Annotated in this window: 20 protein-coding genes, 9 tRNA genes and 1 pseudogene; 23 read left to right on the forward strand and 7 right to left on the reverse strand. The window is 70.0% G+C overall.

What is annotated here, in order from left to right:
- Positions 1-884: 884 nt before the first annotated feature.
- Complete coding sequence (locus I4J89_RS14010; protein WP_196414390.1) at positions 885-1,853, reverse strand: pectate lyase family protein; 969 nt, start codon at positions 1,851-1,853, stop codon at positions 885-887.
- 156 nt (positions 1,854-2,009) lie between these two features.
- On the opposite strand from I4J89_RS14010, the gene I4J89_RS14015 reads away from it, so the two are divergent.
- The 4 genes from I4J89_RS14015 to I4J89_RS14030 are packed head-to-tail and all read left to right on the forward strand — an operon-like array spanning position 2,010 to position 7,763.
- Positions 2,010-2,471 (forward strand): anthrone oxygenase family protein, encoded by a 462-nt coding sequence (locus I4J89_RS14015; protein ID WP_196414391.1) that lies wholly within the window; start codon positions 2,010-2,012, stop codon positions 2,469-2,471.
- Positions 2,472-2,497: 26 nt separating this feature from the next.
- Positions 2,498-3,832: a TrkH family potassium uptake protein gene (locus I4J89_RS14020; protein ID WP_196414392.1), complete on the forward strand. Its 1,335-nt coding sequence runs from the start codon at positions 2,498-2,500 to the stop codon at positions 3,830-3,832.
- On the forward strand, positions 3,825-4,496 hold the full coding sequence (locus tag I4J89_RS14025; protein ID WP_196414393.1) for a potassium channel family protein: 672 nt from the start codon (positions 3,825-3,827) through the stop codon (positions 4,494-4,496). Before I4J89_RS14020 ends, I4J89_RS14025 begins: the two co-directional genes overlap by 8 nt.
- A gap of 30 nt (positions 4,497-4,526) precedes the next feature.
- Positions 4,527-7,763 carry an ATP-binding protein gene (locus tag I4J89_RS14030; RefSeq protein WP_196414394.1) on the forward strand — a complete coding sequence of 1,079 codons (3,237 nt, stop codon included), beginning with the start codon at positions 4,527-4,529 and terminating at the stop codon, positions 7,761-7,763.
- Here I4J89_RS14030 and I4J89_RS14035 read toward each other — a convergent pair.
- The gene (locus I4J89_RS14035) at positions 7,745-8,512 is read right to left on the reverse strand and encodes an ABC transporter permease (RefSeq protein ID WP_196414395.1); all 768 of its coding nucleotides are present in this window, start codon (positions 8,510-8,512) and stop codon (positions 7,745-7,747) included. The genes I4J89_RS14030 and I4J89_RS14035 overlap by 19 nt on opposite strands.
- Positions 8,509-9,492, reverse strand: a complete 984-nt coding sequence (locus I4J89_RS14040) for an ATP-binding cassette domain-containing protein (RefSeq protein ID WP_196414396.1) — start codon at positions 9,490-9,492, stop codon at positions 8,509-8,511. Before I4J89_RS14040 ends, I4J89_RS14035 begins: the two co-directional genes overlap by 4 nt.
- A 269-nt stretch (positions 9,493-9,761) precedes the next feature.
- On the opposite strand from I4J89_RS14040, the gene I4J89_RS14045 reads away from it, so the two are divergent.
- The 3 genes and pseudogenes from I4J89_RS14045 to I4J89_RS14055 all read left to right on the forward strand — a co-directional run bounded on the left by I4J89_RS14045 (position 9,762) and on the right by I4J89_RS14055 (position 13,359).
- Positions 9,762-10,541, forward strand: a complete 780-nt coding sequence (locus I4J89_RS14045) for a S1 family peptidase (RefSeq protein ID WP_196414397.1) — start codon at positions 9,762-9,764, stop codon at positions 10,539-10,541.
- A 1,403-nt stretch (positions 10,542-11,944) separates the two neighbouring features.
- Positions 11,945-13,060, forward strand: a pseudogene (locus tag I4J89_RS14050) (S1 RNA-binding domain-containing protein); the annotation flags it as partial.
- A 2-nt stretch (positions 13,061-13,062) separates the two neighbouring features.
- Complete coding sequence (locus I4J89_RS14055) at positions 13,063-13,359, forward strand: CU044_2847 family protein (RefSeq protein ID WP_196414398.1); 297 nt, start codon at positions 13,063-13,065, stop codon at positions 13,357-13,359.
- A 1-nt stretch (position 13,360) separates the two neighbouring features.
- On the opposite strand, the gene I4J89_RS14060 is transcribed toward I4J89_RS14055, so the two are convergent.
- Entirely contained in the window at positions 13,361-13,864 is a 504-nt protein-coding gene (locus tag I4J89_RS14060; RefSeq protein WP_196414399.1) for a hypothetical protein, read from the reverse strand.
- An 80-nt stretch (positions 13,865-13,944) separates the two neighbouring features.
- On the opposite strand from I4J89_RS14060, the gene I4J89_RS14065 reads away from it, so the two are divergent.
- Complete coding sequence (locus I4J89_RS14065) at positions 13,945-15,306, forward strand: glucose-6-phosphate dehydrogenase (RefSeq protein WP_196414400.1); 1,362 nt, start codon at positions 13,945-13,947, stop codon at positions 15,304-15,306.
- Here the strand turns inward: I4J89_RS14065 and I4J89_RS14070 are convergent.
- Entirely contained in the window at positions 15,290-16,078 is a 789-nt protein-coding gene (locus I4J89_RS14070; RefSeq protein ID WP_196414401.1) for a class I SAM-dependent methyltransferase, read from the reverse strand. The genes I4J89_RS14065 and I4J89_RS14070 overlap by 17 nt on opposite strands.
- A 48-nt stretch (positions 16,079-16,126) precedes the next feature.
- Here I4J89_RS14070 and I4J89_RS14075 point away from each other — a divergent pair, with 48 nt between their 5' ends.
- Positions 16,127-16,711: a TetR/AcrR family transcriptional regulator gene (locus I4J89_RS14075; RefSeq protein WP_196414402.1), complete on the forward strand. Its 585-nt coding sequence runs from the start codon at positions 16,127-16,129 to the stop codon at positions 16,709-16,711.
- On the opposite strand, the gene I4J89_RS14080 is transcribed toward I4J89_RS14075, so the two are convergent.
- Positions 16,683-17,057, reverse strand: a complete 375-nt coding sequence (locus tag I4J89_RS14080; RefSeq protein ID WP_196414403.1) for a DUF2784 domain-containing protein — start codon at positions 17,055-17,057, stop codon at positions 16,683-16,685. The two genes, I4J89_RS14075 and I4J89_RS14080, sit on opposite strands and share 29 nt — an antisense overlap.
- Positions 17,058-17,144: 87 nt before the next feature.
- Between I4J89_RS14080 and I4J89_RS51485 the strand changes: the two genes are divergently transcribed.
- The 14 genes from I4J89_RS51485 to I4J89_RS14150 all read left to right on the forward strand — a co-directional run bounded on the left by I4J89_RS51485 (position 17,145) and on the right by I4J89_RS14150 (position 23,103).
- Complete coding sequence (locus I4J89_RS51485) at positions 17,145-18,752, forward strand: LuxR C-terminal-related transcriptional regulator (protein ID WP_309238310.1); 1,608 nt, start codon at positions 17,145-17,147, stop codon at positions 18,750-18,752.
- 75 nt (positions 18,753-18,827) lie between these two features.
- Positions 18,828-19,910, forward strand: a complete 1,083-nt coding sequence (locus tag I4J89_RS14090; protein WP_196414405.1) for a flavin-containing monooxygenase — start codon at positions 18,828-18,830, stop codon at positions 19,908-19,910.
- 192 nt (positions 19,911-20,102) lie between these two features.
- Positions 20,103-20,175 (forward strand) — tRNA-Trp (locus I4J89_RS14095).
- Positions 20,176-20,214: 39 nt separating this feature from the next.
- Positions 20,215-20,287: transfer RNA gene (locus I4J89_RS14100), tRNA-Arg, on the forward strand.
- Positions 20,288-20,341: 54 nt separating this feature from the next.
- Positions 20,342-20,415, forward strand: a tRNA-Gln gene (locus I4J89_RS14105).
- A 28-nt stretch (positions 20,416-20,443) separates the two neighbouring features.
- Positions 20,444-20,517: transfer RNA gene (locus I4J89_RS14110), tRNA-Leu, on the forward strand.
- 21 nt (positions 20,518-20,538) lie between these two features.
- Positions 20,539-20,613 (forward strand) — tRNA-Leu (locus I4J89_RS14115).
- 5 nt (positions 20,614-20,618) lie between these two features.
- A tRNA-Ala gene (locus I4J89_RS14120) sits at positions 20,619-20,691 on the forward strand.
- An 11-nt stretch (positions 20,692-20,702) separates the two neighbouring features.
- Positions 20,703-20,793: transfer RNA gene (locus I4J89_RS14125), tRNA-Ser, on the forward strand.
- Positions 20,794-20,807: 14 nt separating this feature from the next.
- Positions 20,808-20,879, forward strand: a tRNA-Met gene (locus tag I4J89_RS14130).
- 1 nt (position 20,880) lies between these two features.
- Positions 20,881-20,953: transfer RNA gene (locus tag I4J89_RS14135), tRNA-Lys, on the forward strand.
- A gap of 539 nt (positions 20,954-21,492) precedes the next feature.
- Positions 21,493-21,876 carry a hypothetical protein gene (locus I4J89_RS14140; protein ID WP_196414406.1) on the forward strand — a complete coding sequence of 128 codons (384 nt, stop codon included), beginning with the start codon at positions 21,493-21,495 and terminating at the stop codon, positions 21,874-21,876.
- Between the two features lie 239 nt (positions 21,877-22,115).
- Complete coding sequence (locus I4J89_RS14145) at positions 22,116-22,664, forward strand: helix-turn-helix domain-containing protein (RefSeq protein ID WP_196414407.1); 549 nt, start codon at positions 22,116-22,118, stop codon at positions 22,662-22,664.
- A gap of 19 nt (positions 22,665-22,683) precedes the next feature.
- Positions 22,684-23,103 carry a protein-export chaperone SecB gene (locus tag I4J89_RS14150; RefSeq protein WP_196414408.1) on the forward strand — a complete coding sequence of 140 codons (420 nt, stop codon included), beginning with the start codon at positions 22,684-22,686 and terminating at the stop codon, positions 23,101-23,103.
- Between the two features lie 49 nt (positions 23,104-23,152).
- Here I4J89_RS14150 and I4J89_RS14155 read toward each other — a convergent pair whose 3' ends face one another.
- On the reverse strand, positions 23,153-23,554 hold the full coding sequence (locus I4J89_RS14155) for a hypothetical protein (protein WP_196414409.1): 402 nt from the start codon (positions 23,552-23,554) through the stop codon (positions 23,153-23,155).
- Positions 23,555-24,261 lie beyond the last annotated feature (707 nt).

Here is a 24,261-nt window from a genome sequence, read left to right on the forward strand (position 1 = left end):
GAAGGCCTCCGGTGCTGGTCAGTGGTTTCTCGACAACTCCACTGCATCGCTGGAGGCCTTCATCGTTCACAGAACCAGCTGATGATCGTCAGATCGAGTGGTCACACTTCCTCGACCAACGTCCCCGAACATCACAACTAGAGAGCTTCCGTGCTCAGGGTCTTGGCCCAACGCGGGTGCTCGGCCTAGCGCTGCGCGACAAAGACCCGCTCGGCGCGGCCCGGCGCGGTCCGGGAGGCGGTGACAGCCATCAGGCACAGCCGGGCCCGCTTTTTCGGCCTGTTTGATCATTCGGCTGTGCGCGAGGGCTGCTTCCCGGCCGTTCAGGCAGCCCTCGCGCACGGCCGGCCCGCACAACCCCGCCTTGTCGACCACCGAGCTAGCAGTGGTGGCTGTCTCGCTGATCCACACCACACTCGCCATGCCCGGACGGGCGGCCGGCAAGGACCGGCCGAGCGCAGCCGGCGTCACCAACCGTGAGTGGGCACTCCGGCCGCTGGCCAGCAGCGACTGGTCGGCCGCAGCCGGCGCCACGAACCGTGAGTGGGCACCCCGGCCGCTGGCCAGCAACCACCGGCCGACCGCAACCAGCTCTGCAAACCGCAAGCGGACGGCTCCACCCAGGTCCGGCGGTCGCGGTAAGGCCAGGACACAGGCACTCAGCTCGCGCGGGAACGCGGAGTACACAGCGTGAACGCGTACCCCAAAGAAGCTGACAACCGTGACCCGGAAAGCTGCCTAGCCCCCAGCGCGCCGGCGCGCACCGAATCCGGCCTCCGTTGCGCAGCTCAGTGATGCCCGGGCCGGCCGCCGCGTGGGGAACCGGCGCGCCGGCCGAGCACTACCGAAAGGGGTGCCCTCCCACAGGGGGAGGGCACCATGGATCACACGCTGATACGCCCAGCGCCCGCGTTGGCAGTCACGATGCTCTTGACATTGGCGGGTGCGTCCGCGGTGTACGCATACGGAATGGCCCGAACGCTGCCACCCGTCTGCCCACTGCCGGAGTTGACCAGCAAATTGTTGCGGGCGACCAAACTACCCTCGTCCGAGGACCCTTCGCCGAGGTGGAACGGATCTTCCACGTTCTCGAACGAATTGGCCTCGACCAGCACGCCAGCGCCCTCGGTGGAGGCGACGCCGTACCCGCTGTTGTTGTAGTAGTAGTTGTTGTAAACATGCACCGGGTTGCCGAAGCGGACCCGCGGGTGCCGCTGCGTCGACGCGTCGAACCAGTTGTGGTGGTAGGTGACGCGCAGGTGACCGGTGTCCTGCGACGCGTTGCTGTCGCTGTGACCGAGCAACATGGACTTGTCGTGATTGAAAACGCGGTTCCACGAGACCGTGATGAAATCGGATCCGCGTTTGATGTCCACCGCGCCGTCGTTGCCGTTGCTGAAACTGTTGTGATCCACCCAGATGTTGGTTGCCGACTCCTGCACGTTGATCGCGTCGTCGTTCCAATTCCGGAAGGACAGGTTGCGGATGATGACGTTGCGGTCACCGTTGATGTTGAATCCGCAGCCGACGATCGCGGCACCGGCGTTTCCGATGATCGTCTTGTTGGACCGGACCCGCAGCATGCCGCTGCAGTTGATGGTCCCGGAGACCCGGATGACCGCGGCCGATGACGAGCCCAGCGCCGATGTCAGCGCGGATGCGCTGGTCACGGTTGTGGTCCCGGCACTGCCACCGCCGGTCGTGCCGCCGTTCTGGGTGGCCCAGCCGACCAGGTCGGTGATCGCGAAGGTTTGCACCGGTGCCGCCGAGGCGTTGGGGGTGACGCCCAGGACCGTGCCCGCGAGGACGAGCGGAAGAGCGGTCGCGGCGAATCGGGGAATTCGACCTGACATTTCTCCAGCTTTCTTTCTCGATGTGAAATACCTGGGGATGGGGAGCGCTCCCGGCCACAGACAAACATAGGCATGACTCGATGTGAAGAGATTTTCGTTTGCAGGTTTTTTGCAAACCGGTACTGTCGCGGGTGGACAACTGGGAGGGGGACCCGGGTGCGCACCACGATTCTGCTGCTCGCCGTCGTCGCGCTGGGGCTGATGGCCGGGCTCTTCTACGCGTACTCCGGCTCGGTCATGCCCGGCATGCGCCAGGCGGACGACCGCGCCGCCGTCGAGGTGATGCAGCGGATCAATGTGGCCATCCAGAACCCGCTGTTCCTGCTGATCTTCGCCGGCGCGCTGGTCTTCACCGGGATCGCGGTGTTCCAGAACGCGGGCACCACCGACGTGTTCGTCCCGCTGCTGGTCGCGTTGCTGCTCTACGCGGCCACACTGCTGGTCACCGCCGTGGTCAACATCCCGCTGAACAACCGGCTCCACGCCGCCGGCACCCCGGGCGACCCCACCGCGGTGTGGGCCGCCTTCTTCCCCCGCTGGGTGCGGTGGAACCACCTGCGCACGCTCACCAGCACCGGCGCGTTCGCCGCCGCCTGCTGGGCTCTCGTGCAGTACTGACGCGCGCCGGGTGATATTACTCAGCGGTGAGATCAGGTTGGCAGCATCCGGCGCGGATCGTCCCACTGGCGTTCCTGTGCGCGATCGCGGTGGGCACCGCTTTGATGATGCTGCCCGCCGCGCGGGCCGAGCCGGGTCACGCCCCGTTCGTCACCGCGCTGTTCACCGCCGCCTCCGCGGTCTGCGTCACCGGCCTGGCCGTGGTCGACACACCCACCTACTGGTCCACCTTCGGCCACGTGCTGCTGACCGTGCTCACTCAGGTCGGCGGCTTCGGCATCATGACCCTGGCCACGCTGCTCAGCCTGCTGGTCTCGCGCCGGCTGCGGCTGCGCGGCCGGCTGCTGGCGCAGGCCGAGAGCGCCGGCCTGGCCAGCGGCAACATCGGCGCCGTGCTGCTGCGGGTGGCGCTGGTCATGCTGATCTCGGAGAGCCTCATCGCCGCGGTGCTCACCGTGCGTCTCTGGGTGACGTACGACTACGCGCTCGGCCGAGCCCTCTGGGAAGCGGTGTTCCACGCGGTGCAGGCGTTCAACAACGCCGGGTTCGCGCTCTACTCGGACAGCATCGTCCGGTTCGTCACCGACCCGTGGATCTGCCTGTCGCTCGGGTTCGGGGTGCTGGCCGGTTCGATCGGGTTCCCGGTGCTGTTCGAGCTGGCCCGCGAGTGGCGTAGCCCTGGATGCTGGTCGACGCACACCTGGCTGACGGTCGCCGGCACCGTGGTCTTCTCGGTCCTCGGCACGCTGATCTTCCTGGCCTTCGAGTGGCGTAACCCCGGCACGCTGGGCCCGCTGAACGTGCCGGGCAAGATGCTCGCCGCCTTCACCCAGGACGTGATGACCCGCTCCGGCGGGTTCAACAGCGTCGACCTCGGCAAGGCGAACAGTGAGACGGTCGCGATCACCATCGGCCTGATGTTCATCGGCGGCGGCAGCGCCAGCACCGCCGGCGGCATCAAGGTCACCACGTTCCTGCTGCTGGCGTACGTGATCTGGGCCGAGATCCGGGGCGAGCCGGACGTGGTGATCCGGCAGCGGCGGATCGCCGAGGACACCCAGCGGCAGGCGATCACCGTGGCGTTGCTCGGCGTGCTGCTGGTCGCGGCCGGTACCGTCGCCCTGGACGCGCTGACCGTGGACGTGCCGTTCGACCGGGCCCTGTTCGAGGCCACCTCGGCCTTCGCGACCGTGGGTCTGAGCACCGGCATCACCCCGGGCCTGCCGCCGTCCGCCCACGTCGTACTCGTCATCCTGATGTACGTCGGCCGGGTCGGCACGATCGCGGTGGGCACCGCGATCGCGTTGAACACCCGCCGCCGGCAATACCGCTATCCGGAGGAGAGGCCCCTCGTTGGCTGAGAAGAAGAAGTCGCAGGGCGGCAACGTGGTGGTGGTCGGCCTGGGGCGGTTCGGCGGCGCCGTGGCCGAGCAGCTGCTCGACCTCGGCTACGAGGTGCTGGGCCTGGACACCAACGCCAAGATCGTGCAGGACTGGTCGGACCGGCTGACCCACGTCGTGGAGGGCGACGCCACCGACGAGGACGTGCTGCGCCAGCTCGGCGTGCAGGACTTCCCGCGCGCCGTGGTCGGCATCGGCACCAACCTGGAGACCAGCGTGCTGACCGTGCTCACGCTCACCGAGCTGGGCGTGCCGGAGATCTGGGCCAAGGCGACCAGCGTCAAACACGGCAAGATCCTCTCGTCGGTCGGCGCGGACCACGTCATCTATCCCGAGGTGGAGATGGGCGAGCGGGTCGCCCATCTGATCAGCGGACGGATGCTGGACTACATCGAGTTCGACGACGGCTTCGCCATCGCCAAGGTCCGGGCGCCGCGCGGCGCCGCCGGGCGGACCCTCGCGGACCTGGCGTTGCGCACCAAATGGGGGGTCACCGTGGTCGGCACCAAACGGCCCGGCGAGGATTTCGTGTACGCGAGACCCGAGACCGCCGTCCCCGAAGGAGCCGTCCTGATCGTCGCCGGGGACACCGCGAAGGTCGAGAGGTACGCCGACGAGAATTGACCGGTTGTCCGCCCGCGAGAGGATCGTGACGTGAGCGAGCACCGGTTGCGAGTCGATCTGCTCGGCGCCCTGTCGGTGCGCCGGGGCGACGACGCCGTGCCGGTGCCCGGAGCGCGGCTGCGCGGCCTGCTGACGCGTCTCGCGGTGGCGGCCGGCCACCCGGTCGCCGCGGCGTCGCTGGTGGACGCCCTCTGGCCCGCGGACCGCCCGGCCGATCCGCTCAACGCCCTCCAATCGCTGGTGTCCCGGCTGCGCCGGCTGCTCGGCGGTGACACCGTCACCCAATCCGAGGCGGGCTACCGGCTCGCCGCCGACGTCGACGCCGTCCGGTTCGACAGCCTGGCCGCCGCCGGCCGCGAGCGGCTGCGCGCCGGTGACCCGGCCGCCGCCGCCACGGTTCTCGGCGAGGCCGTCGCGCTGATGCGTGGTCCGATCGCACCCGAGGTCGGCGAGGTCGCGCCCGCCCATGCCACCCGGTTCGCGCAGGCGGTCGCCGAGGCCGTCGCCGGCCTGGCTGAGGCCGAGCTGGCTCTGGGCCGGGCCGAGGCGGCCACCGCCCGGCTGACCGTGGCCCTGGCCGAGGACCCGCTGAGCGAGCGGCTGGCGGCGCTGCTCATCGACGCCCTCGCCGCGCAGGGCCGGCAGGCCGACGCCCTCGCCGTCTACGAACGGATCAGGGAGAGCCTCGCCGACCAGTTGGGGGCCGACCCGGGGGCGGCATTGCGGGAGCGGCATCTGCGGCTGCTGCGGGGCGCTCCGGCTGGACCCGTGCCCGGCGCGAGTGGACCGCCACCGACCAACCTGCCCGCCCCGCTGACCAGCTTCGTCGGCCGCGACGACGACCTGGCGCGTATCGACACCCTGTTCACCGCCGGGCGGCTGGTGACCGTCCTCGGTCCGGGCGGGGCCGGCAAGACCCGGCTGGCACTGGAGGCGGCCCGGCGGCGCGCGGACGCGTACCCGGACGGCACCTGGCTGATCGACCTGGCTTCGGTGACCGAACCTGCCAAGGTCGGCGCCGCGGTGGTGGCCGCCGCCGGCCTGCGGGGCGCGGCCCTCTTCGAAACCACCACCCGGGTACGCCCCGAGGGCCGCGACGACCTCGACGTGCTCGCCGAGCGGCTCGGCAGCCGGGCCATCCTGCTGGTCGTCGACAACTGCGAACACCTCGTCGACGCCGTCGCCCACCTGACCACCGCGCTGCTCGTGCGCTGCCCGCGCCTGCACGTGCTCGCCACCAGCCGGGAACCCCTGGCGGTGGACGGCGAGTCACTCGTGCCCCTGGGCCCGCTCGGACTGCCGGAGCCGGACGACGAACCGGGGCAGGCCGTCCGGGCCGCCGCGGTCCGCCTCTTCGCCGAGCGGGCCGCCGCTGTCCGGCCCGGCTTCACGGTCGACGACGGCACCGTGGGCGACGTCGTACGGATCGTCCGCGGCCTCGACGGCCTGCCGCTCGCCCTGGAACTGGCCGCCGCCCGGCTGCGCACGCTCGCCCTGCCCGAGCTGGCGGCCGGCCTCTCCGACCGGTTCCGGCTGCTCACCAGCGGCAGCCGGACCGCCCAGCCCCGGCACCGTACGCTGCGGGCGGTCATCGCCTGGAGCTGGAATCTGCTGTCCGGCGACGAGCGGGTGCTCGCCGAACGCGTCGCCGTCCTGCCCGGCGGGGTCACCGCCGACTCGGCCGCCGCCCTGACCGGCGCGGCCGGGCCCGATCTGCTCGCCGCCCTCGTCGACCGGTCGCTGTTGCAGCTCACGCCGGACGGCCGCTACCGGATGCTGGAGACGATCCGGGAGTACGGCATCGAACGCCTCACCGAGCAGGGCCTCCTGGATCAGGTGCGGGATCTCGCCGCCGCCCACTTCGCCGCGCTCGTCGCCCGCCTCGACCCGCTGCTGCGCACCGCCGACCAGTTCGCCGCGCTGCGGGTGCTGCGCGCCGAGTACGACAACGCCCTCGCCGCCCTGCGCCATCTCTGCGACTCCGGCGACGCCCGGGCCGCGCTCCGGCTGGCGCTGGACCTGTGCTGGTACTGGCACATGTTCGGCCGCAACGCCGACGCCGCGTACTGGCTGGCGCGGGCTCTCGCCGTGCCGGGCGAGACCGACGCGCTCGCGGCCGACTGCGCCGAGGCGGTGCTGGTCCTGAACCGCACCGGCATGGAGCCGGGGCTGATGACCGAGACCGCTGAGCAGCGCCGGAGCCGCCTGCGCGAGCTGGCCCGGCGTATCCTGACCCACCCGGAGCCGCCCGGCCCGATCGGGGTGATCGTCGCCGCGGTGCTCTACTTCGCCGAGGAGAGCGCGGCCGCGATCGAGCGGATCGACCGGATCATCGCCGGCCCGGATCTCTGGCTGTCCTCGATGGCCCACCTGTACCGGGCCCAGGTCGCCGAGAACGCCGGTGACCTGGGGCAGCTCAGCCGGGACGCCGCCGCCGCGCTCGACGGGTTCCGCACGATCGGCGACAAGTGGGGCCAGGCCACCGTGCTGCCGCTGCGTGCCCTGATCCGCCAGTACGACGGTGACCTCGACGGCGCCCTCGCCGACCTACGCACCGCCCGTGCCCTGGCCGGCGAGTTCGGCTCCCTGGACGCCGCCGACGAGATCTTCATCCACCTGCGCTGGGCCGACCTGCACCTGCGGCGCGGCGAGCCGGCCGAGGCGACGGCCGCGATCGCCCGGGCCCGGGCCCGCGTCGACGGGTCCGCGTCGGGTGAGCTGGCCCTGCTGGTGGACGCCCTGGAGGCCGGCATCCTGATCTGGCAGGGCGACCTCGACCGGGCCGGGGAGCTGCTGTCCCGGGCCGCCGCCGGGCTGGGCCGCGACGGTATGCCGGTGATGGGCGGCGACCACGGCACCGCCATCGTCGGCGCGATCCGGGCCTCGCTCGCCCTGCGCCGCGGTGACCCGGAGACCGCGGAGAAGGCGCTCGCGGTGGCCTATGCGGCGGCCCTGGAGACGCAGGACATGCCGATCGTGGCGATGGTCGCGGTGACCGCCGGTGGGCTGGCCGTGCTGCGTGGCCGGCATCGCGACGCGGCGGTGCTGCTCGGCGCGGCGGCCCGGCTGCGGGGTTCGCACGACCACACCGACCTGGGTGTGACCGATGTGTCCGGCAAGGCGCGGGCGGTGCTGGGGGACGAGGTGTTCGGGGAGGCGTACGCGGTCGGCTGGTCGCTGGACGCGGCGGCCGCGCAGAGTCAGGTCGACCCCGCGCGGCTCACCCAGCCGTCCCTGCCGCCGGCCCCTCAGGCCCGGCGCGCATAGGCCCGCAGCGCCAGCGGCACGAAGACCACCAGCAGGCCGGCCATCCAGGCCAGCGTCGCCGCCAGGTGCCCGGCCACCGGGCCGCCGATCAGCAGCCCGCGGATCGTCCCGACCAGCGGCGTGATCGGGTTGACCTGCACGAACGCCTGCAACCAGCCGGGCAGCGTCTCGGTCGCCACGTAGACGTTGCTGCCGAACGCGAGTGGCAGCACCAGCAGGAACATGATGCCCTGCACGGCGCCGGAGGTTCGGACCAGCATGCCGACCCAGACCGAGATCCAGCAGAAGCAGAGCCCGAACCCGATCGACAGCGCCACCGCGGCCAGCGCCGGGACGAACCCGGTCTCCACCCGGAAGCCCATGATCGTGCCGAAGCCGAGCATCACCACGCAGACCGACAGGTAGCGCACCACGTCCGCGAGGACCGCGCCGACCAGCGGTGCCGACCGGGACACCGGCAGCGACCGGAACCGGTCGAAGACGCCCTTCTCGATGTCGGCGTTGAGGTTCTGGCCCAGCGCCACCCCGCCCATCGCCAGCGACTGCGCCAGCATGCCGGGTAACAGGAATTGCAGGTACGCGTGCCGGTCGCCGTCCGCGATCGCACCACCGAACAGGTACGTGAACAGCAGCAGGAAGATCACCGGCTGGATGGTGACGTCGATGAGCGCCTCGGGCGTCCGCAACGTCTTGATCAGGCTGCGCTGCGCCAGCGCGCCACTGTGCCGTGCCAGAGCCGTCGCGGTCATACCAGTTCCTCCGCCTTGACCGAACCCGTGAGGGTGTGGAAGACCTCGTCCAGGCTGGGCAGGTGCAGGGCCAGTTCGGTCACCTCGACCCCGATCCGGCGCAGCTCGGGCACCACGTCGCCGAGCGCGGCGTCGCTGGTCACCGGCACCGACGCGGCTCCCGGCCGGCTGCCCGCCGCCGCGTCCTTGGTGGCCGTCGTGCCCGGTGCCGCCACCGCGTCCAGCACGTGCAGCACGTCCGGCAGCCGTTCCGGGTCGGCCGGCCGGACCCGCAGCGTCTGGCCACCGACCCGGCGCTTCAGACCGTCCGCGGTGTCGTGCGCGATCACCCGCCCGTGGTCCACCACCACGATCTCGTCGGCGAGCGCGTCCGCCTCCTCCAGGTACTGGGTGGTCAGCAGCACGCTCGCACCCCGCGCCACCTGCGAGCGGACCACACCCCACATGTCCTCGCGCTTGGCCGGGTCGAGCCCGGTCGTCGGCTCGTCCAGGAAGATCACCTCGGGCCGGCCGACCAGGCTCGCCGCCAGGTCGAGGCGGCGGCGCATGCCACCCGAGTAGGTCTTGGCCGGCCGCTGCCCGGCCTCCGTCAGCTCGAACCAGGCCAGCAACTCGTCGGCCCGCAGCCGGGCCTGCTTGCCGGTCAGGTCCAGCAGACGACCGATCAACACCAGATTCTGTACGCCCGTCAGGTCCTCGTCGACCGACGCGTACTGACCGGTGAGGCCGATCCGGCGGCGTACCTCCTGGGGGTTCTTGAGCACGTCGACACCGGCCACGAACGCGCTGCCCTCGTCCGGCCGCAGCAGGGTGGCCAGTACGCGTACCGCGGTGGTCTTGCCGGCCCCGTTCGGCCCGAGCACGCCGAGCACGGTGCCCCGCCGCATGGCCAGGTCGACGCCGTCGAGCGCCTGCGTCTTGCCGAACCGTTTCCGCAGCCCTTCGGCGCGGACCACGAGATCTTCCACGATGTGTCGCATCCCTCCGTGTGTGCCGGGCGGATCGCCGCCCGGCTGTCTCAGAGGTTCGCGGGTCGCGCTGGCACGGTCCGCACACGCCGCTGTCAGCCGCCGCATGCCGCTGTCACCCCGCTTGTGCGACGACTTTTGCGGTTCTGAAGGACCCCGGTACCGTGTTCCTTCTGGCAGTCGTCGCAATTCGCCGCCGATCGGATCGGTCAATGCCATATTCGTCGCAGAATCTCGGCGATCCGCCGAAGCGAGCCGTCGGACCCGATGATTCCTATTGGGTGACCATCGAGCAGGACTCCCGGATATTGGGCGGTGGGTTCCTGCTCTCACCGGCGTACGTGCTGACGGCTGCCCACTGCGTCCGCGAGGCCTGGGCCGCGGACCGGCCGGACGTGCAGCTCGCCGGTGCCGGCCGGAGCGCGGTTCCGGCGCAGGTGATCGAGGTGCTGCCGGAACCCGATCTCGCGCTGGTCGAGGTGGCCGGGCTCGACTTCGCCGGTGTGGGCGTTCCGGACACCGACCGATGCCAGAAGGACGACCTGTGGTCAGCGCCCTATCGGCCGTCCGACGGGGACGCCCTTCTCTACGGCTTCGTGGAGAACGGCGAGATGGACTTTCAGGCCGCGTCGGGTGCCCTGATCCGGGCGCTGCAACTGCGTGCCAACTCATCGTTCGGCGACTATTCCGGCTACTCCGGCGGCCCGGTGGAGCGCCATGCCTCCGGCTCCCGGACCCTGGTGGGCCTGCTGATCGAGCAGTACCCGGATCGGCACAGTCCGGATCGCGCCGCGCCCGTCCTGTTCGCCGCCACCATTCAGGAGGCGCTGCGCCAGTTCACCCGGTTCCGTGACCTGCTACAGGTGGCGACTCTCTTCGGTGAGACGGCCGCGCCCGAGCGGAGCGTCCTGAGCGACGCGGCGAAACTCACCATGGCCAAGGCCGACCAGGTTCTGGAGTACCTCCGGGACGGCGTGCAGGCCGGGACGGTCGACATCGCGGTCAGCTGCCAGATGCAGGTCAAGGTCCTGAACCGTGTGATCGAGGAGGCCTTCGAGTGAGGTATCCGCTCGCCGGTCTGATAACCCATGCCGAACGTGAGCTGCTGTCGGGCGACACCGACGCGATAGGGCGCGAATTTCTCCGGGTAAGCGTCCCTGGTGCGATCCTCGAGACCGACCCGGCGCGGCCGGCCATCGACGACTGGTGCTATCTGGCCGGCCTTCTGTCGGGACTCGGCAATACCGATCTGGCGGTGGACGCGCTCCAGGCACTGGGGGCCCGGAGCGCGGATCCGGCGGTGCGGGCACGACTCAGCAACCTGCGCGGAGTGCTGCTGACCGAGGCCGGACGCCTGCACGAGGCCCGTGCCGCGTTCCAGGACGCGTTGATCGACATCGCCGGTGACCCGGTGGCCGCCTACCGGACCTACGCGAACCTGGCGGCGCTGGAATTCCAGCTGGGTGATCCGGCACAGGCCGAGACACTCGCCGCACGCGCCGAGTTCTCGGCTCTGGACCTGCCGGTGGACCCGAGGTGCACCTTCACGATCCAGATGACGAAGCTTCAGGTCGTCGTGCTGCGCGAGGACGGGGGGATGGCGGAGAGCACGGTCCGGTTGCTCGCCGCGGCATGCGAGAAGGTGCTCGCTTCTCTGCCCGCGCAGCATCCGACCGCGGTGGCGGCGATCGCCGACCTCGCCTTCGCACGGTTCCAGGCCGCCCGCCTGGCCGGCACGAACCCGCCGCTCCCGCCCCTGGTCTCGGTGCTCGGTGTCGCCGTGCAGATGCTCGGCGCGATGCTGGGCGCCGACCATCCCCGCGTGCTGCTGAGCCGCGTGCGCCAGCACGAGTGCGACCTCCATGTCGGGGTCAGCCGGGGTAGCGAGGACATCTGCCGCCGGGTGGCCGCCGACACGGCACGCACGGTCGAGCGGTCGATTCTCCGGCTCGGGTTCAAACACCCGCAGACGCTGATGGCCAGGGCGCAGGCCGGCCGGGCCGGCCTGGCGGTGGCCCGTCTGGACGAGTCACCGGCGTCGCTGCGGAGTGTGGCCGCCGACCTCAGCCAGGTCGCGGACCAGGCCGCCGAGGTGCTCGGATCCGAACACCCGGTGCCGGCGATGCTGCTGGCCGACAGCGCGGTCGCCGAACTCGAGCTGGCCACCCGCCTGCGATCCGTCGCGCTCGCCCGCCGCGCCGGGGAGGCGCTCGCCACGGCCGCCGACCGGGCCGGCCGGCTTCTGGGCGCGGAGCACTCCACCACCGTCCTGGTCGGCCGGACGCTGACCGCCTGCCGGCGCCTGGTCGGGGCCGCCGACGACGAGAACGGGGACGGCCGCGAAGAGGGGACGGTGCTCGCTCCGCCGCGGGAGGTGTTCGGGACCGAGCCGGGTCTCGTCGAGCTGTGGGAGTCGGTGGAGGCCTCGCTGCGGGCGGCGCCGGCCGCCGACGGCCTTCCCTCGGAGGCGGCCCTGCTCCTATCGAGGAAGCAGGCCGACTTCGAACGTGCCTGGGCCGCCATCGAGAAGGTCAAGGAGGACGACGGTGTCGTCCGTGGCGAGGTGGTCGAGGTCGTCAAGGGCGGTCTCATCCTCGACATCGGCCTGCGTGGCTTCCTGCCGGCCTCCCTCGTGGAGCCGCGGCGGGTCCGTGACCTGCGGCCCTACCTGGGCCGGGAGCTCGAGGTGAAGGTCATCGAGCTGGACAAGAGCCGCAACAACGTGATCCTGTCCCGCCGCGCCTGGCTCGAGCAGACCCGGTCCGAGATTCGCGGCGAGCTCCTCCACAAGCTCCAGTCGGGCCAGATCCGCAAGGGCGTGGTCTCCTCCATTGTCAACTTCGGCGCGTTCGTGGACCTCGGTGGCGTGGACGGGCTGGTCCACATCTCCGAGCTGTCGTGGACGCCGGTCCGGCACCCATCCGAGGCGGTACGGGTCGGCCAGGAGGTCGAGGTCGAGGTGGTCGGCGTCGACCTGGGCCGCGAGCGCGTCTCGCTGTCGCTCAAGGCGACACAGGACGACCCGTGGCACCGGTTCGCGCGGACTCACGCGATCGGCCAGATCGTGCGCGGCCAGGTCACCAGGCTGGCTCCGTTCGGTGCGTTCATCCGCGTCGACGACGGCATCGAGGGCCTGGCGCACGTGTCCGAACTGGCCGGGCGCCGCGTGGAGCTGCCCGAGCAGGTGGTGCGTGCCGGGCAGGAACTGCTGGTCAAGGTGATCGACATCGACCTGGAACGCCGCCGGATCTCGCTGTCGCTCAAGCAGGCCGACGAGGACTACCTCGCCGAGGAGGAGTATTTCGACCCGGCCCTCTACGGCATGCCGGCCACCTACGACGACGACGGCAACTACATCTATCCGGAGGGCTTCGACCCGGACACCGGCGAGTGGATGGAGGGCGCCGACGAGCAGCGCGTGGCCTGGGAGGAGCAGTACGCGCGGGCACGCGAGTTGTGGGAGGCACACGGACGGCAGGTCCAGACACTCCACGCCCGGCCGGAACCCGAGGCGGGCGCGCTGTCGGTGGAGGAGTCGCTCCAGGCGCTCCGGGACCGGCTCGCCGACGGGAGGGACTGAGGATGACCGACATCAGCATCGAGGTGGTCGACTCGGACGGCGCCCGGCGGCGGCAGATCAATCCGCGGCACCGCGAGATCCGGACCTTCACCGAGCGCCGCGCGGACCTGGAGGAGGTCATCGCCACCGCGATCGGCATCGGCGAGAGCGCGGCGAAGCATCTCTCCGAACAGGGCGAGGGCACCCTGAGCGTCGAGATCAAACTCGGCATCGCGCTCGCCGGTGACGGCGGCGCCCTGATCACCGGTCCGGCCACGGACGGAGCCATCCAGCTCACCCTCAAGGTGGAGCGGCGGTGACCTAGGCAGTGGCGGCCGGGCGGGGAACCGGCTGCGGGGCGTACTCGGGCAGGCCGAACTCGGCCCGCGCCGCCCGCTGGAAGCCGGTGTGCGCCTGGTTGCAGGCCTGATCCGTGGCCGGCCAGTCGGCCGCCGGATCACCCCAGAGCCGCTGCGCCGCCGCCAGCATCCGGTCGAGCGCCGCCGAGGTGCCGCGATCCTTGGCGATCAGGGCCGCGGCACTGTAGGCGGCCAGGAAGTCGGTGCCGCGTGCGTCGGCGAGCCCGGCGGTGACGGCGGGCCGCCCGCGGGTGTCGAAGCCGTCCCAGAGCAGGTAGAACGTCTCCGACACCTTCGCGTACGACTTGTGGCGGGCGTCGTCCCACTGGCGGCGGGAGCTGGACCGGGCGTTCAGCGCCTGTCCGACGAGGTTCGCCAGGAAGGCGCCGAGGATCGCCCCGAAGGCGCCGACCGTTGCGGCGGCCAGAACGGCCTGCGGCTGCGTCAGCGTGTCCCAGAAGTTCACGCCCTCATGCTAGGAGCCGGGGACGGATCGAGGCGGGTCGAGCCCGAGTACCGCCCGGCCGGTGCGGGTACCGGGAGTCCATGACGGACCAGACTCTGATCATCCTGGGCGCCAGCGGCGACCTGACCGCCCGGCTGCTGCTTCCCGGCCTGGGCGCGCTGCTCGCGACCGGCCAGGTACCCGGGCTGTCGCTGATCGGCGCGGCCCGCGACGACTGGGACGACGATCATTGGCGCCGCCGGGTCGCTGAGTCGTTCGGCGACGGCGTGGCCACCGACGTGGCCGAGCGGGCCCGCTACCTGCCGACCGACGTCACGAAGGCCGACGACCTGCGGCGGGTCCTCGGCGAGGCGAACGGCCCGGTGGCGATCTTCTTCGCGCTGCCGCCCGCGATCACCGCCCGGGCCTGCGACGCCCTGCTCGACGTCGAATTGCCCGAAGGCACCCGCCTGGTCCTGGAGAAGCCGTTCGGCATCGACGGCGACGCCGCGGCCGCGCTGAACAGCGTGCTCGCCCGGTTGGCGCCCGAGGAGCGCATCCACCGGGTGGACCACTTCCTCGGCAAGTCCACCGTGCTCAACATCCTCGGACTGCGCTTCGCCAACCGGATCTTCGAGCCGCTGCTCGACGCCGGCCATGTCGCCTCGGTCGACATCGTCTTCGACGAGAAGCTCGCCCTCGAAGGCCGGGCCGGCTACTACGACCACGCCGGCGCGCTCGCCGACATGATCCAGAGCCACCTGCTGCAGATCCTCGCGCTGCTCGCCATGGAGGCGCCGACCACTCTGGAGGCCGGGGAGTTCCGCGACCGCAAGGCCGACGTGCTGCGCGCCACCCGGTTGTGGAGCAAGGATCCGGCGGCCTGCAGCCGCCGGGCCCGGTACACCGCCGGCGAGCTGGACGGTCGCGACCTTCCGGCGTACGCGGACGAGCCCGGCGTCGACGAGTCCCGCGGCACCGAGACGCTCGCCGAGCTGGTCGTCACGGTGGACACCTGGCGCTGGGCCGGGGTGCCGTTCCGGCTGCGCTCCGGCAAGGCGGTCGGGAACAGCCGCAAGGAGGCCGTGATCACCTTCAAGCACCCGCCCCGGATCCCGGACGGCCTGCGCGGCTGCGACCAGCCGGACCGGCTGCGCATCGGCTTCGGCCCGGACCGGCTCGCCGTCGACTTCAACATCAACGGCCCGGGTGACCCGTTCGAGCTGGACGCGGTCAGCCTGGAGGCGGCCTTCGGCCCCGGCGACCTCCCGCCGTACGGCGAGGTGCTGCGCGGCGTCTTCGACAACGATCCGACCCTGTCGGTACGCGGTGACACGGCCGAGCAGTGCTGGCGCATCGTCGAGCCGGTGGTCTCCGCCTGGCGTGCCGGCGACGTGCCGCTCCTGGAGTACCCGGCCGGCAGCGACGGCCCGGCCGACTCGCTGCTCAGCGAGTCGCCGTGACGGCCACCGTCGTGTACGACACGACGAAGCTGTCCTCGAGCGCGGCGCCGACCGCGTCGAGGATTCCGGCCAGTTGCCGCGGCGGCAGCCGGGTCAGAATGCCGGAGGTCGGCAGCTGATCGAGCCACTCGGCGCGGGTGTACCGCCGCTCCCAGCGAAGCTGCCACTGCTCCGGCTCGGTGAACCCGCCGGTCCGCCGGATCCCGTCGGCTGCCTTGTCGAGCAGCAGCTGATAGCCGTCCAGAGCGGTACGCCCCGGCCGCGGGGTCAGGTCGAACGGCGAATCCGGGAGCATCCGCCGGACCGCCGCCCCGAGCGCCTCGGTGGCCGCGGCGGGTGGCTCCGGCACGTGCCAGAACGCGGCGAGCAGGCCACCCGGGCGCAGGATCCGGGCCGCCTTTGCCGCGCCGGCGACCGGATCGACCCAGTGCCACGCCGTGCCGGCGACCACCGCGTCGAACCGGCGCCCGGCCGGATCCCAGTCCTCGAAGGTCGCCGTCTCGACCGGCAGCCCCCGGTCCCGGGCGAACCGGGCCATCCGCTCGTCCGGCTCGACCCCGAGCACCCGGCATCCGGCCGCCTGGAACTGCCGCGCGGCCGTACCGGTGCCGCAGCCGACGTCGGCCACCTCGGGCCCGGGCGCCGCGGCGACGATCCGGGCGATCAGTTCCGTGGGATAGGCCGGCCGGGTCCGGTCGTATCGCTCGGCGTCCGCACCGAACGACTCGGCGATCCGCCGCTGCTCGTGCGGGGTGCTCGGTAGAGTGGGCATGCGCCCACCATAGTGGGCAAGCGCCCACTCAAGGAAGGGGAGTCTTCGGTGCCGACCGGTGTGGCCCTGCGCGACGTGCGCGAACAGCTCTTCGCGGCAGCCGACCGGATCCTGCTCCGGGACGGGCCGCACGGCCTGACCAGCCGGGCCGTCACCGACGACGCGGGCTGCGCGAAAGGCGTCCTGCACCGGCACTTCGCCGACTTCGACGCGTTCCTCGCCGAGTACGTGCTGGACCGCGCCGGCCGGATGGACGAACAGGCGGCCGTGCTGCGCGAAGCCGCCGGGACCGGCACGGTCACCGGCAACCTCACCGAGGCGCTGACCGCCCTGTTCGGCTCGGTCGCGGTGGCCATCGTCGCCCTGATCACCTTCCGCGACGAGTTGCGGGCCCGCCTCCGGGAGACCTGGCCGGCCGGTGTTCCGGTGCTCACCGAAGGCGCCGAGATGATCGCCGGCTACCTCGCCGAGGAACGCGATCGCGGCCGGATCGCGGCCGGTGCCCACGTCGACACACTCGCCGCCGTGCTGATCGGCAGCACGCACCTGCTCTTCGCCGACCGTACCGGTGCCCGCCCCGAACCGGAGGCGGTCCGGCACACCGTCACGACAGTTCTGGCCGCTGTGCTCTGACCCGCCACCGGTACGCCGCACCCGCCCACGAGACCGCCACCACCACCGCCACCAGGGCCTGCATCAGTCCGGCGTACCGCTCCGGGTAGATGATCCCGGTCAGGTAGGTGTCGATGAACCCGCGCTCCAGCCCCGCGCTGCCGGCCTGCTCCCTGGCCCGGTCCTCCACCCACGTCAGCGGGCAGTTGAAGCCGAACAGCACGGTCGAAAAGCCCCACACCGCGGTGAGCAGGTGCGGCCAGATAGCCCACGGCCGGCGCCAGGCCAGAAAACCGCCGAACACCACCCAGGCCAGGAATGCGAAATGGACGACCATCGTCGCATCGGCCAGGATCCGGTATCCCATACCAGCCAGTGAACCTTTCTCAAGGTGGCGAGGGCAATGGAACCCTCTGGCCCACCCGTATCGTGCTTGCAAAGGAGGGCAACGGCCGTGGAATCGGCGGGCGATCCGCAGCAGGCCCGGGCGGCATATGCCGGCCAGGCATGGCAGCGCGCCGTCACGCTGTTCGCACGTGCAGACGCGGTCACCCCACTGACGCCCGCCGATCTGGAACTGGCGGCCGAGGCCGCCGAGATGTGCGGGCGTGGCGACGAGGCGGTGCGCCTGCTGCGCCGGGCCTATCTGGGGTACGCGGAGTCCGGCGCGATCGGTGCCGCCCTGCGCTGCGGCTACTGGCTGTGCAAGGCGCTCTTCTGGGCCGGCGACCTGGGCCACTCCAACGCCTGGCAGTCCCGCGCCCTGCAACTGGCCGCCACCGCCGGCCCCGAGCCGGAGTGCGGCTACCTGGAGCTGCTCGCCGGTGAGCAGCACCTGCGGGCCGGCCGCCGGGCCGCCCTGCTGGACACCGCCGCCCGGCTGGCCGAGCAGGCCCGCACCGGAGACGACGCCGATCTGCGCGCCGCCGCCGCGATGCTGTACGGGATCGCACTGCTCACCCACGACCAGGTCGACGCCGGGCTGGCCCAGCTGGACGAGGCGATGGTGGCCGCCGTCGACGGCCTGCTCACCGCCCGCGCCACCGGGATGGTCTACTGCGCGGTCATCGGTGCCTGCCAGGACCTGCACGAACTGCGCCGGGCCAAGGAGTGGACCCGGGCACTGGCCGGCTGGTGCGACGCCCAGCCCGAGTTCACCGGCGCGTACCGGGGACTGTGCCGGGTGCACCGGGTCGCCGTGCTGACTCTGACCGGCGGCTGGCCCGAAGCCGTACGCGAGGCCCGGGCCGCCTGCGCGCAGCTCACCGCGGGATACGGCGAGATGGTCGCGGGCGGCGCCTACTACCAGCTGGCCGAGGTGTGCCGGCTGCGCGGGGAGTTCGGCGAGGCCGACCGGGCGTACCGGGAGGCGTTGCGCCGCGGCTGGAACATCCAGCCCGGTCTCGCCCTGCTGCGCCTGGCCCAGGGCCGGACCCGGGCCGCCGAAGCGGGTGTCCGCCGCGCGCTGGCCGAGGCGGACCAGCCGCTGAACCGGGCCCGGCTGCTTCCGGCCGCGGTGGAGATCCTGGTGGCGGCCGGCGACCTGGACGCCGCGGAGCGGTGCGCGGCGGAGCTGACCGCCGTCGCCACCCGGTACGGCACCACCGCCCTCGCCGCGATGGCCGCCCACGCCACCGGTGCGGTACGCCTGGCCGCCGGGCAGGCCGCCACCGCACTGCCGCCGTTGCGCGAGGGCTTCCGGCTGTGGCGGGACCTGGAAGCGCCCTACGAAGCGGCGCGCAGCCAGGCGCTGATCGGCGCGGCCTGCCGCGACCTGGGCGACGACGACGCCGCGGCGATGGAACACGACGCCGCCGAACAGGTGTTCCGCCGGCTCGGCGCGACCCCGGCGGTACGCCGCGCCGAGCCGCACGGCCTCACCTCCCGGGAGCTCGAGGTGATCCGGCTGCTCGCCCAGGGCGGCACCAACCGGGAGATCGCCGGACAGTTGCGGCTCAGCGAGAAGACCGTCGCCCGGCACGTCAGCAACATCTTCGGCAAGCTCGGCGTCGGGTCGCGGACGGCGGTGGCCGCGTACGCGTACGAGCATCGCCTGGTCTGAATTGCCCACCCGCCGCCGGGCGGCTGGGTATTGCTGCCGAAGCGCGCGCCGCGCGCGACGGCGCACGCTGAGCCGATGGAACAGATCGAGACCGTGATCATCGGCGGTGGACAGGCCGGGCTCGCCGCCGGCTATCACCTGCGGCGACGCGGCCGCCCGCACGTCATCCTGGAGGCCGCGCCGCGGATCGGTGACTCCTGGCGGCAGCGCTGGGACTCGCTGCGGCTGTTCACCCCGGCCCGCTACAGCTCGCTGCCCGGCCGCCCGTTCCCGGCGCCGGCCTGGACGTTTCCCACCCGCCTCGAGTTCGCCGACTACCTGGCCGACTACGCCGCCCAGTTCCGGCTGCCGGTGCGCACCGGCGATGCGGTGCGCCGGCTGAGCAGCGACGGCGACGGCTACCAGGTGGACACAACCCATGCCCGGTACGCCGCGCGCAACGTCGTCATCGCCACCGGCTTCGACCGGCTCCCGCGTCTGCCGGACTTCGCCGCCCGGCTCGACCCGCGGGTGCCGCAGCTGCACTCGGCGGACTACCGCGAACCCGGCCAGTTCGGCGACGGGACCGTGCTGGTGGTGGGAGCCGGGAACTCGGGGGCGGACATCGCGCTCGAGCTGGCCCGTACCCATCAGGTGTTGTTGTCCGGGCGGCATCCCGGCCACCTGCCCTGGCGGATCGAACGCGGCCTCACGCCGCTGCTCTGCCCGCTGACCTTCTTCGCCTTCCGGCATCTGCTGACCGTCCGCACGCCGCCGGGCCGGCGGCTGCGGCCGTACGTCTTCGCGCACGGCGGCCCGCTGGTCCGGGTCAAGCCGGCCGATCTCGCCGCCGCCGGGATCACCCGGGTCCCGCGCGTCACCGGTGTCCGCGACGGCCTGCCGCTGCTGGCCGACGGCCGCGCCGTACCGGTCAGCGGCGTCCTCTGGTGCACCGGCTACCGGCCGGATCTGAGCTGGATCGACCTGCCGGGGTTCGGCGGCCCGGAACCGGCGCACCGGCGCGGCGTCGTCATCGGACATCCCGGCCTCTACCTGGTCGGATGGATCTTCCAATACGCCCTGGCGTCATCGATGATCCAGGGCGTCGGCCGCGACGCCGCCCACATCGCGAAACGGATCTCGATTAATTCGATTGCCGGTACCCGGGCCGCGGCTTAGCTTTGTCGTCAACACCGGCCGAGCCGACGGGAAGGAGACGAAGTCATGATGCGCAATTCCGCGATCGCCATGTGGCAGCGTCTCGCCCTGCGCAAGGGCAGCCGACAGCTGCGACGGTGGCGCGATTCAGCCGGATGATCCGGTGATCCTCGCGCCGCCCCTCCTTCCAGGAACGGGCGGCGTTCTTCTTTTACGGGTGTAGCTCAACTGGCAGAGCACCAGCCTCCAAATCTGGCAGATGCGGGTTCGACTCCTGCTGCCCGTGCGCGCGTTACTTGAAAACTCCACAGCGGATCGCACACATGTCCTCGTAGCTCAGTGGATAGAGCACCGGATTACGGATCCGGGTGTCGGGAGTTCGAATCTCTCCGGGGACACGATGTGGCTGTAGCTCGCCGTCCCGGGCCCGAGGCCCGGCAGTCACTCGTTGATGCGGGTTGGTGCAATCTGGCAGCACGTCCGGCTCTGAACCGGAAGGTTGGAGGTTCGAGTCCTCCACCCGCAGCTGCCCGGCCGTCTCCGGCCGGGCCTTCGCCCTCGTGGCCCAACCGGCAGAGGCACCAGGCCGAGGACCTGGACGGTGCGCGTTCGAATCGCGCCGAGGGCACTGTTCCGACGATTTCAACAAGCCCGGGTAGCCCAATTGGCAGGAGGCACGCCGCTCAGAACGGCGGAAGTGCGCGTTCGAATCGCGCCCCGGGTACGCATGGGCTCGTAGCTCATCTGGTAGAGCGCCCGCCTTGCAAGCGGGAGGTGGCCGGTTCGACCCCGGCCGGGTCCACGAAAGGCAAGGGAGAGCTGGCCGAGCGGCCTAAGGCGGCGGATTGCTAATCCGCAGCAGTGGCGTATGCCGCTGCCGAGAGTTCGAATCTCTCGCTCTCCGCATTCCTGTTCCACGTCGCCGTAGCTCAGTGGGAGAGCGCTGCCCTCATAAGGCGGAGGCCGGTGGTTCGAAACCACCCGGCGACACGTGCCGCTAGCTCAATTGGCAGAGCTGCTGACTCTTAATCAGTAGGTTCGGGGTTCGACTCCCCGGCGGCGCACTCAAGGTCGCGGTGGGTATCTGTACGGCAGCGTGGGCCGGCCCGCGTGCGTTGGCCAATATCTATCAGTTGGGGTGGCCGGTTACCGTTGGCCCGGCGACGTAGTCGACGGCGTCTCGAGCGGCGTCTCGAGCGGTAAAGAAAAGACCGGCGGCCCGATCAACGGTCCGCCGGTCCCGTGGCACGGGCCGGTAGGCGCCGGATCGTACCACTTACTCCAGCCGACCATCTCACTGTTCGCCGGAGTCGAGTGCCAGGTTACATGATCAAACTGTGCAGTCGGAACTGGTCAGATCGACGAATGTGCAACTATGGCGACAGATGGGGATCCCTCGATCGGACGACTCCCCTTGCGTCTGACCGAAGAGCTAACGATAACCCGATTTCGGAATCAAAAGGCTCAATCGTGCCTATCGGGCAATCGGACCTCGTGTGCGATTGCCGCGGAGTGGGGGCTGGTTATCTACGGCGATGCCCCACTACCGTGAAAGAAGACACGTTGCGTAGCCAAAGGAGAACTCTTCGTGCCAGGGCGGTGGATGGCGTACCTCAAGCCCCATCCCGGGCTCGACGAAGATCTCCGCCGGATCGGTGACCATGCCGAGGCCGGTTGGATTGAGCTTTGCACCTGGGACTGGTCGGAGCGTCCGATGTGCGAGGGCTTCACTGTGGACGATCTCCTGATGGGCCTGTGGCTGCCCAACACCGGTAAGGACGGCCTGCGATGCGGCATCCTCTTCCGCTTGATCGAATTACAGAGAGTAGAAGTCGGATTGGCTTTGCATGCGTTTGAGGCCGATTTCGATCACTACGCTGAGCAAGCCACCGACTTGGGGATCCCCGCCGAAGCGGTTAAGACAGCAACCTTCAGGTATACCACGTGGGTCCGGCAACTCGTGGATGAACGACCGAATGACGTTTAGCTAAAAGAGGCAGAAATGCTCTTAGGCCTTCCTAACAGGCCATGCAGGTGACAGTATCGGTTAGGACCGATGTGGCCACGGGGGGCCCAACCGGGACGGGAGAGATCGCCGTGAGCGATACGTCTAGCAAGAGGGACAGTGCAGTCTCCGACGCCCTTGTAGCCTCCGACGCACTTTTAACAATCAGCAAAGCCCAATTGGAGTCGCTTCTACAGACGCAGTGGGCTGAGCAGAACGCGATGGTGCGCCGCCGGCTCAGAGACGCACAAACTCGAGCTGACGTCGAGGACGCCCGTACCCGTCGGTGGCTGGCTTGGACTCTTGCTCTGGTGCGGAAGCAGCGAGGTGTCACCCAGACGGAACTCGCGCGAAGGACCGGCACTCACCAGTCCGCTATTTCGGATATCGAGCAGGGGCAAATCGACTTCCGGCTTTCGACGATCCAGAAGATTGCTCGGGCGCTCGGCGTGACGCTGGAAGTCCACCTGCGCAGCGACTCCTGGACGAGTCTCTATTCCTGGACGCAGCGGTCGTGGCCTTACGACTCTTCGGTAAGGCAGGCCAAGGTCATCGAGAGCCCCGACGTCAAGGAACTCCGCAGCGGCCTGCCCCCTCGCCAGCGCGCCGGACCGCAGGACGAGGGCGAGCCCGAGGCCGGCCCCAGTTCCGTGGTGAACCCCGCCGTCGTCGAGCTCGAGGGCAATCAATATCTCAGCGGTGAAGACCTCGTCGAGATGGCGATCTCGCGGGTTTCGAGTGCTTCTGCCGAGGTGAGTGACGTTGCCTAAGGGCGTGGAAGATCCACGCGTGATCTCCGACGGAGTGGCCGCCAAGTCCTCCATCGTTGATCTCAGGATGACTCACTTGAGTACCGATCTTCTGGTTCGTAGCCCGGTTCGGCCGCTCAGTGTCGGTTCACAGGTCGTTATTCCGGTGATATCCCGGGCGTCTGATGGGGTCTTCTCCTACCATGCCACGTACGAGTTGGACGTAAGAGACCATCGAGACCGAAAAGTTTTGAACGCGACCATCACGATGAGCGCGGTGTTCCAGATTGCGGACGAAAGTGTGTCCGACGCGGCTCTGCAGGCATTCGCTGAGTACGGTGCGCTCGATGTGGTGCACCCGTACATGCGAGAGATACTCCATAACCTCACCAACAGGATGGGTATTCCGTCGCTTCTGCTCGACGTCAAGCCTCCGCTCGGATCACGTCTCAGGAATTAGAGTCAAAAGGAGAGGCCGGAATGAATTCCGGCCTCTCCGCATCTGCTTATTATTTACGCGCCTTTCGCCGGAGCAGTTTGCTGAGGACGCCGAAGGCGAGAGCGCAGACCCCTAGCGTCACGCTCAAGCGGTGGTGTCCGCCGACGAAAAGGAGAATTGCTGAGGCGCCGTGTGCCAGGAGGCCGAGGTCGTGCAAGGCGCGGATGGTTCGAGCGAATCGCTGAGTATTGCAGTGGGGTGCGTTGATGATGTTCACGGTCAGACGGAGCGTAATGCTGATCAGCGCGACGGCTAGTTCGGCCTGACCAACATGAGCGACCGCGCCGAGCATGGTCATGGCGCCGTCGGCGATGTAGCTCCCTGACTGAAGGCGGTTTGCGGCGCGGCTTCCGTGGACCTTGAAAAGTTGCCGTAGAGTCGCTAACCAGCGGCGTGGATCAATCGGGGCCACGACGGACCCCTCCTTTCAACTCCGAGCGTCGTGAGATGGCCGGCTGTAGTTGTGGCGTGACCGACGCTCTTGATTTGCGGGTGCATTGCCGATCTTTGTGCCCTGTCGTTGCCTAAGCGTCAGGGCCTGATCTTGGCCGTGTTGGGTCATCAATCCTTTCGCATCAGTCTTGACCCATGAGTACGGTAGCACCACGCATCCCAATGCAAGCGAAAGAGCGCCTGCGCTAGGTTCACTGTTCCTGTGAACTTGCTGAATGCGTGTGTCATTTACCCACAATTCGGACACATCTCGCACTCTTTGTGAGTCATTCTCGATTCGATCATGCGAGCAATATGCCCGAAACATGAAACGGGTCATATAGCGTATGTAGGGCATTCTCGGTCGAGAGGTAAATGGATCTTGTATTTTTGTCGTCACCCCGCGTGTAACTGAAGCATTGCCGATAGACCGCCATAAGATCGCAATCACGAATGACGATCAGCCGCGCGTACCGCGGACCTGAATCTTAATCATGAACGTTAATCTTGATTGCGTTCCCGGCGTTATCGAGGTGCGGGTCGTCGCGCGCGTAGCTTTTCGACAGGCTTGAGCGGCCTGCGCGAGTCAGAAGAAGCGCTCCGGCCTGGGTCGCCCGAATGATCAGCGCTTCCCGGCGACGGTGCGAACCTCGTCAACCTGGCGAGGATGTGGCGCCCTGGTCCGTC

This window comes from Actinoplanes aureus, from assembly GCF_015704865.1.
Taxonomy (GTDB): Bacteria; Actinomycetota; Actinomycetes; order Mycobacteriales; family Micromonosporaceae; genus Actinoplanes; species Actinoplanes aureus.

Excerpts from the sequence above, each read along its gene's own strand:
- I4J89_RS14010 (WP_196414390.1), bottom strand. The coding sequence starts at position 1,853 with ATGTCAGGTCGAATTCCCCGATTCGCCGCGACCGCTCTTCCGCTCGTC.
- I4J89_RS14035 (WP_196414395.1), bottom strand. The coding sequence starts at position 8,512 with ATGACCGCGACGGCTCTGGCACGGCACAGTGGCGCGCTGGCGCAGCGC.
- I4J89_RS14040 (WP_196414396.1), bottom strand. The coding sequence starts at position 9,492 with ATGCGACACATCGTGGAAGATCTCGTGGTCCGCGCCGAAGGGCTGCGG.
- I4J89_RS14055 (WP_196414398.1), top strand. The coding sequence starts at position 13,063 with ATGACCGACATCAGCATCGAGGTGGTCGACTCGGACGGCGCCCGGCGG.
- I4J89_RS14065 (WP_196414400.1), top strand. The coding sequence starts at position 13,945 with ATGACGGACCAGACTCTGATCATCCTGGGCGCCAGCGGCGACCTGACC.
- I4J89_RS14070 (WP_196414401.1), bottom strand. The coding sequence starts at position 16,078 with ATGCCCACTCTACCGAGCACCCCGCACGAGCAGCGGCGGATCGCCGAG.
- I4J89_RS14080 (WP_196414403.1), bottom strand. The coding sequence starts at position 17,057 with ATGGGATACCGGATCCTGGCCGATGCGACGATGGTCGTCCATTTCGCA.
- I4J89_RS14090 (WP_196414405.1), top strand. The coding sequence starts at position 18,828 with ATGGAACAGATCGAGACCGTGATCATCGGCGGTGGACAGGCCGGGCTC.
- I4J89_RS14140 (WP_196414406.1), top strand. The coding sequence starts at position 21,493 with ATGGCGTACCTCAAGCCCCATCCCGGGCTCGACGAAGATCTCCGCCGG.
- I4J89_RS14145 (WP_196414407.1), top strand. The coding sequence starts at position 22,116 with ATGGTGCGCCGCCGGCTCAGAGACGCACAAACTCGAGCTGACGTCGAG.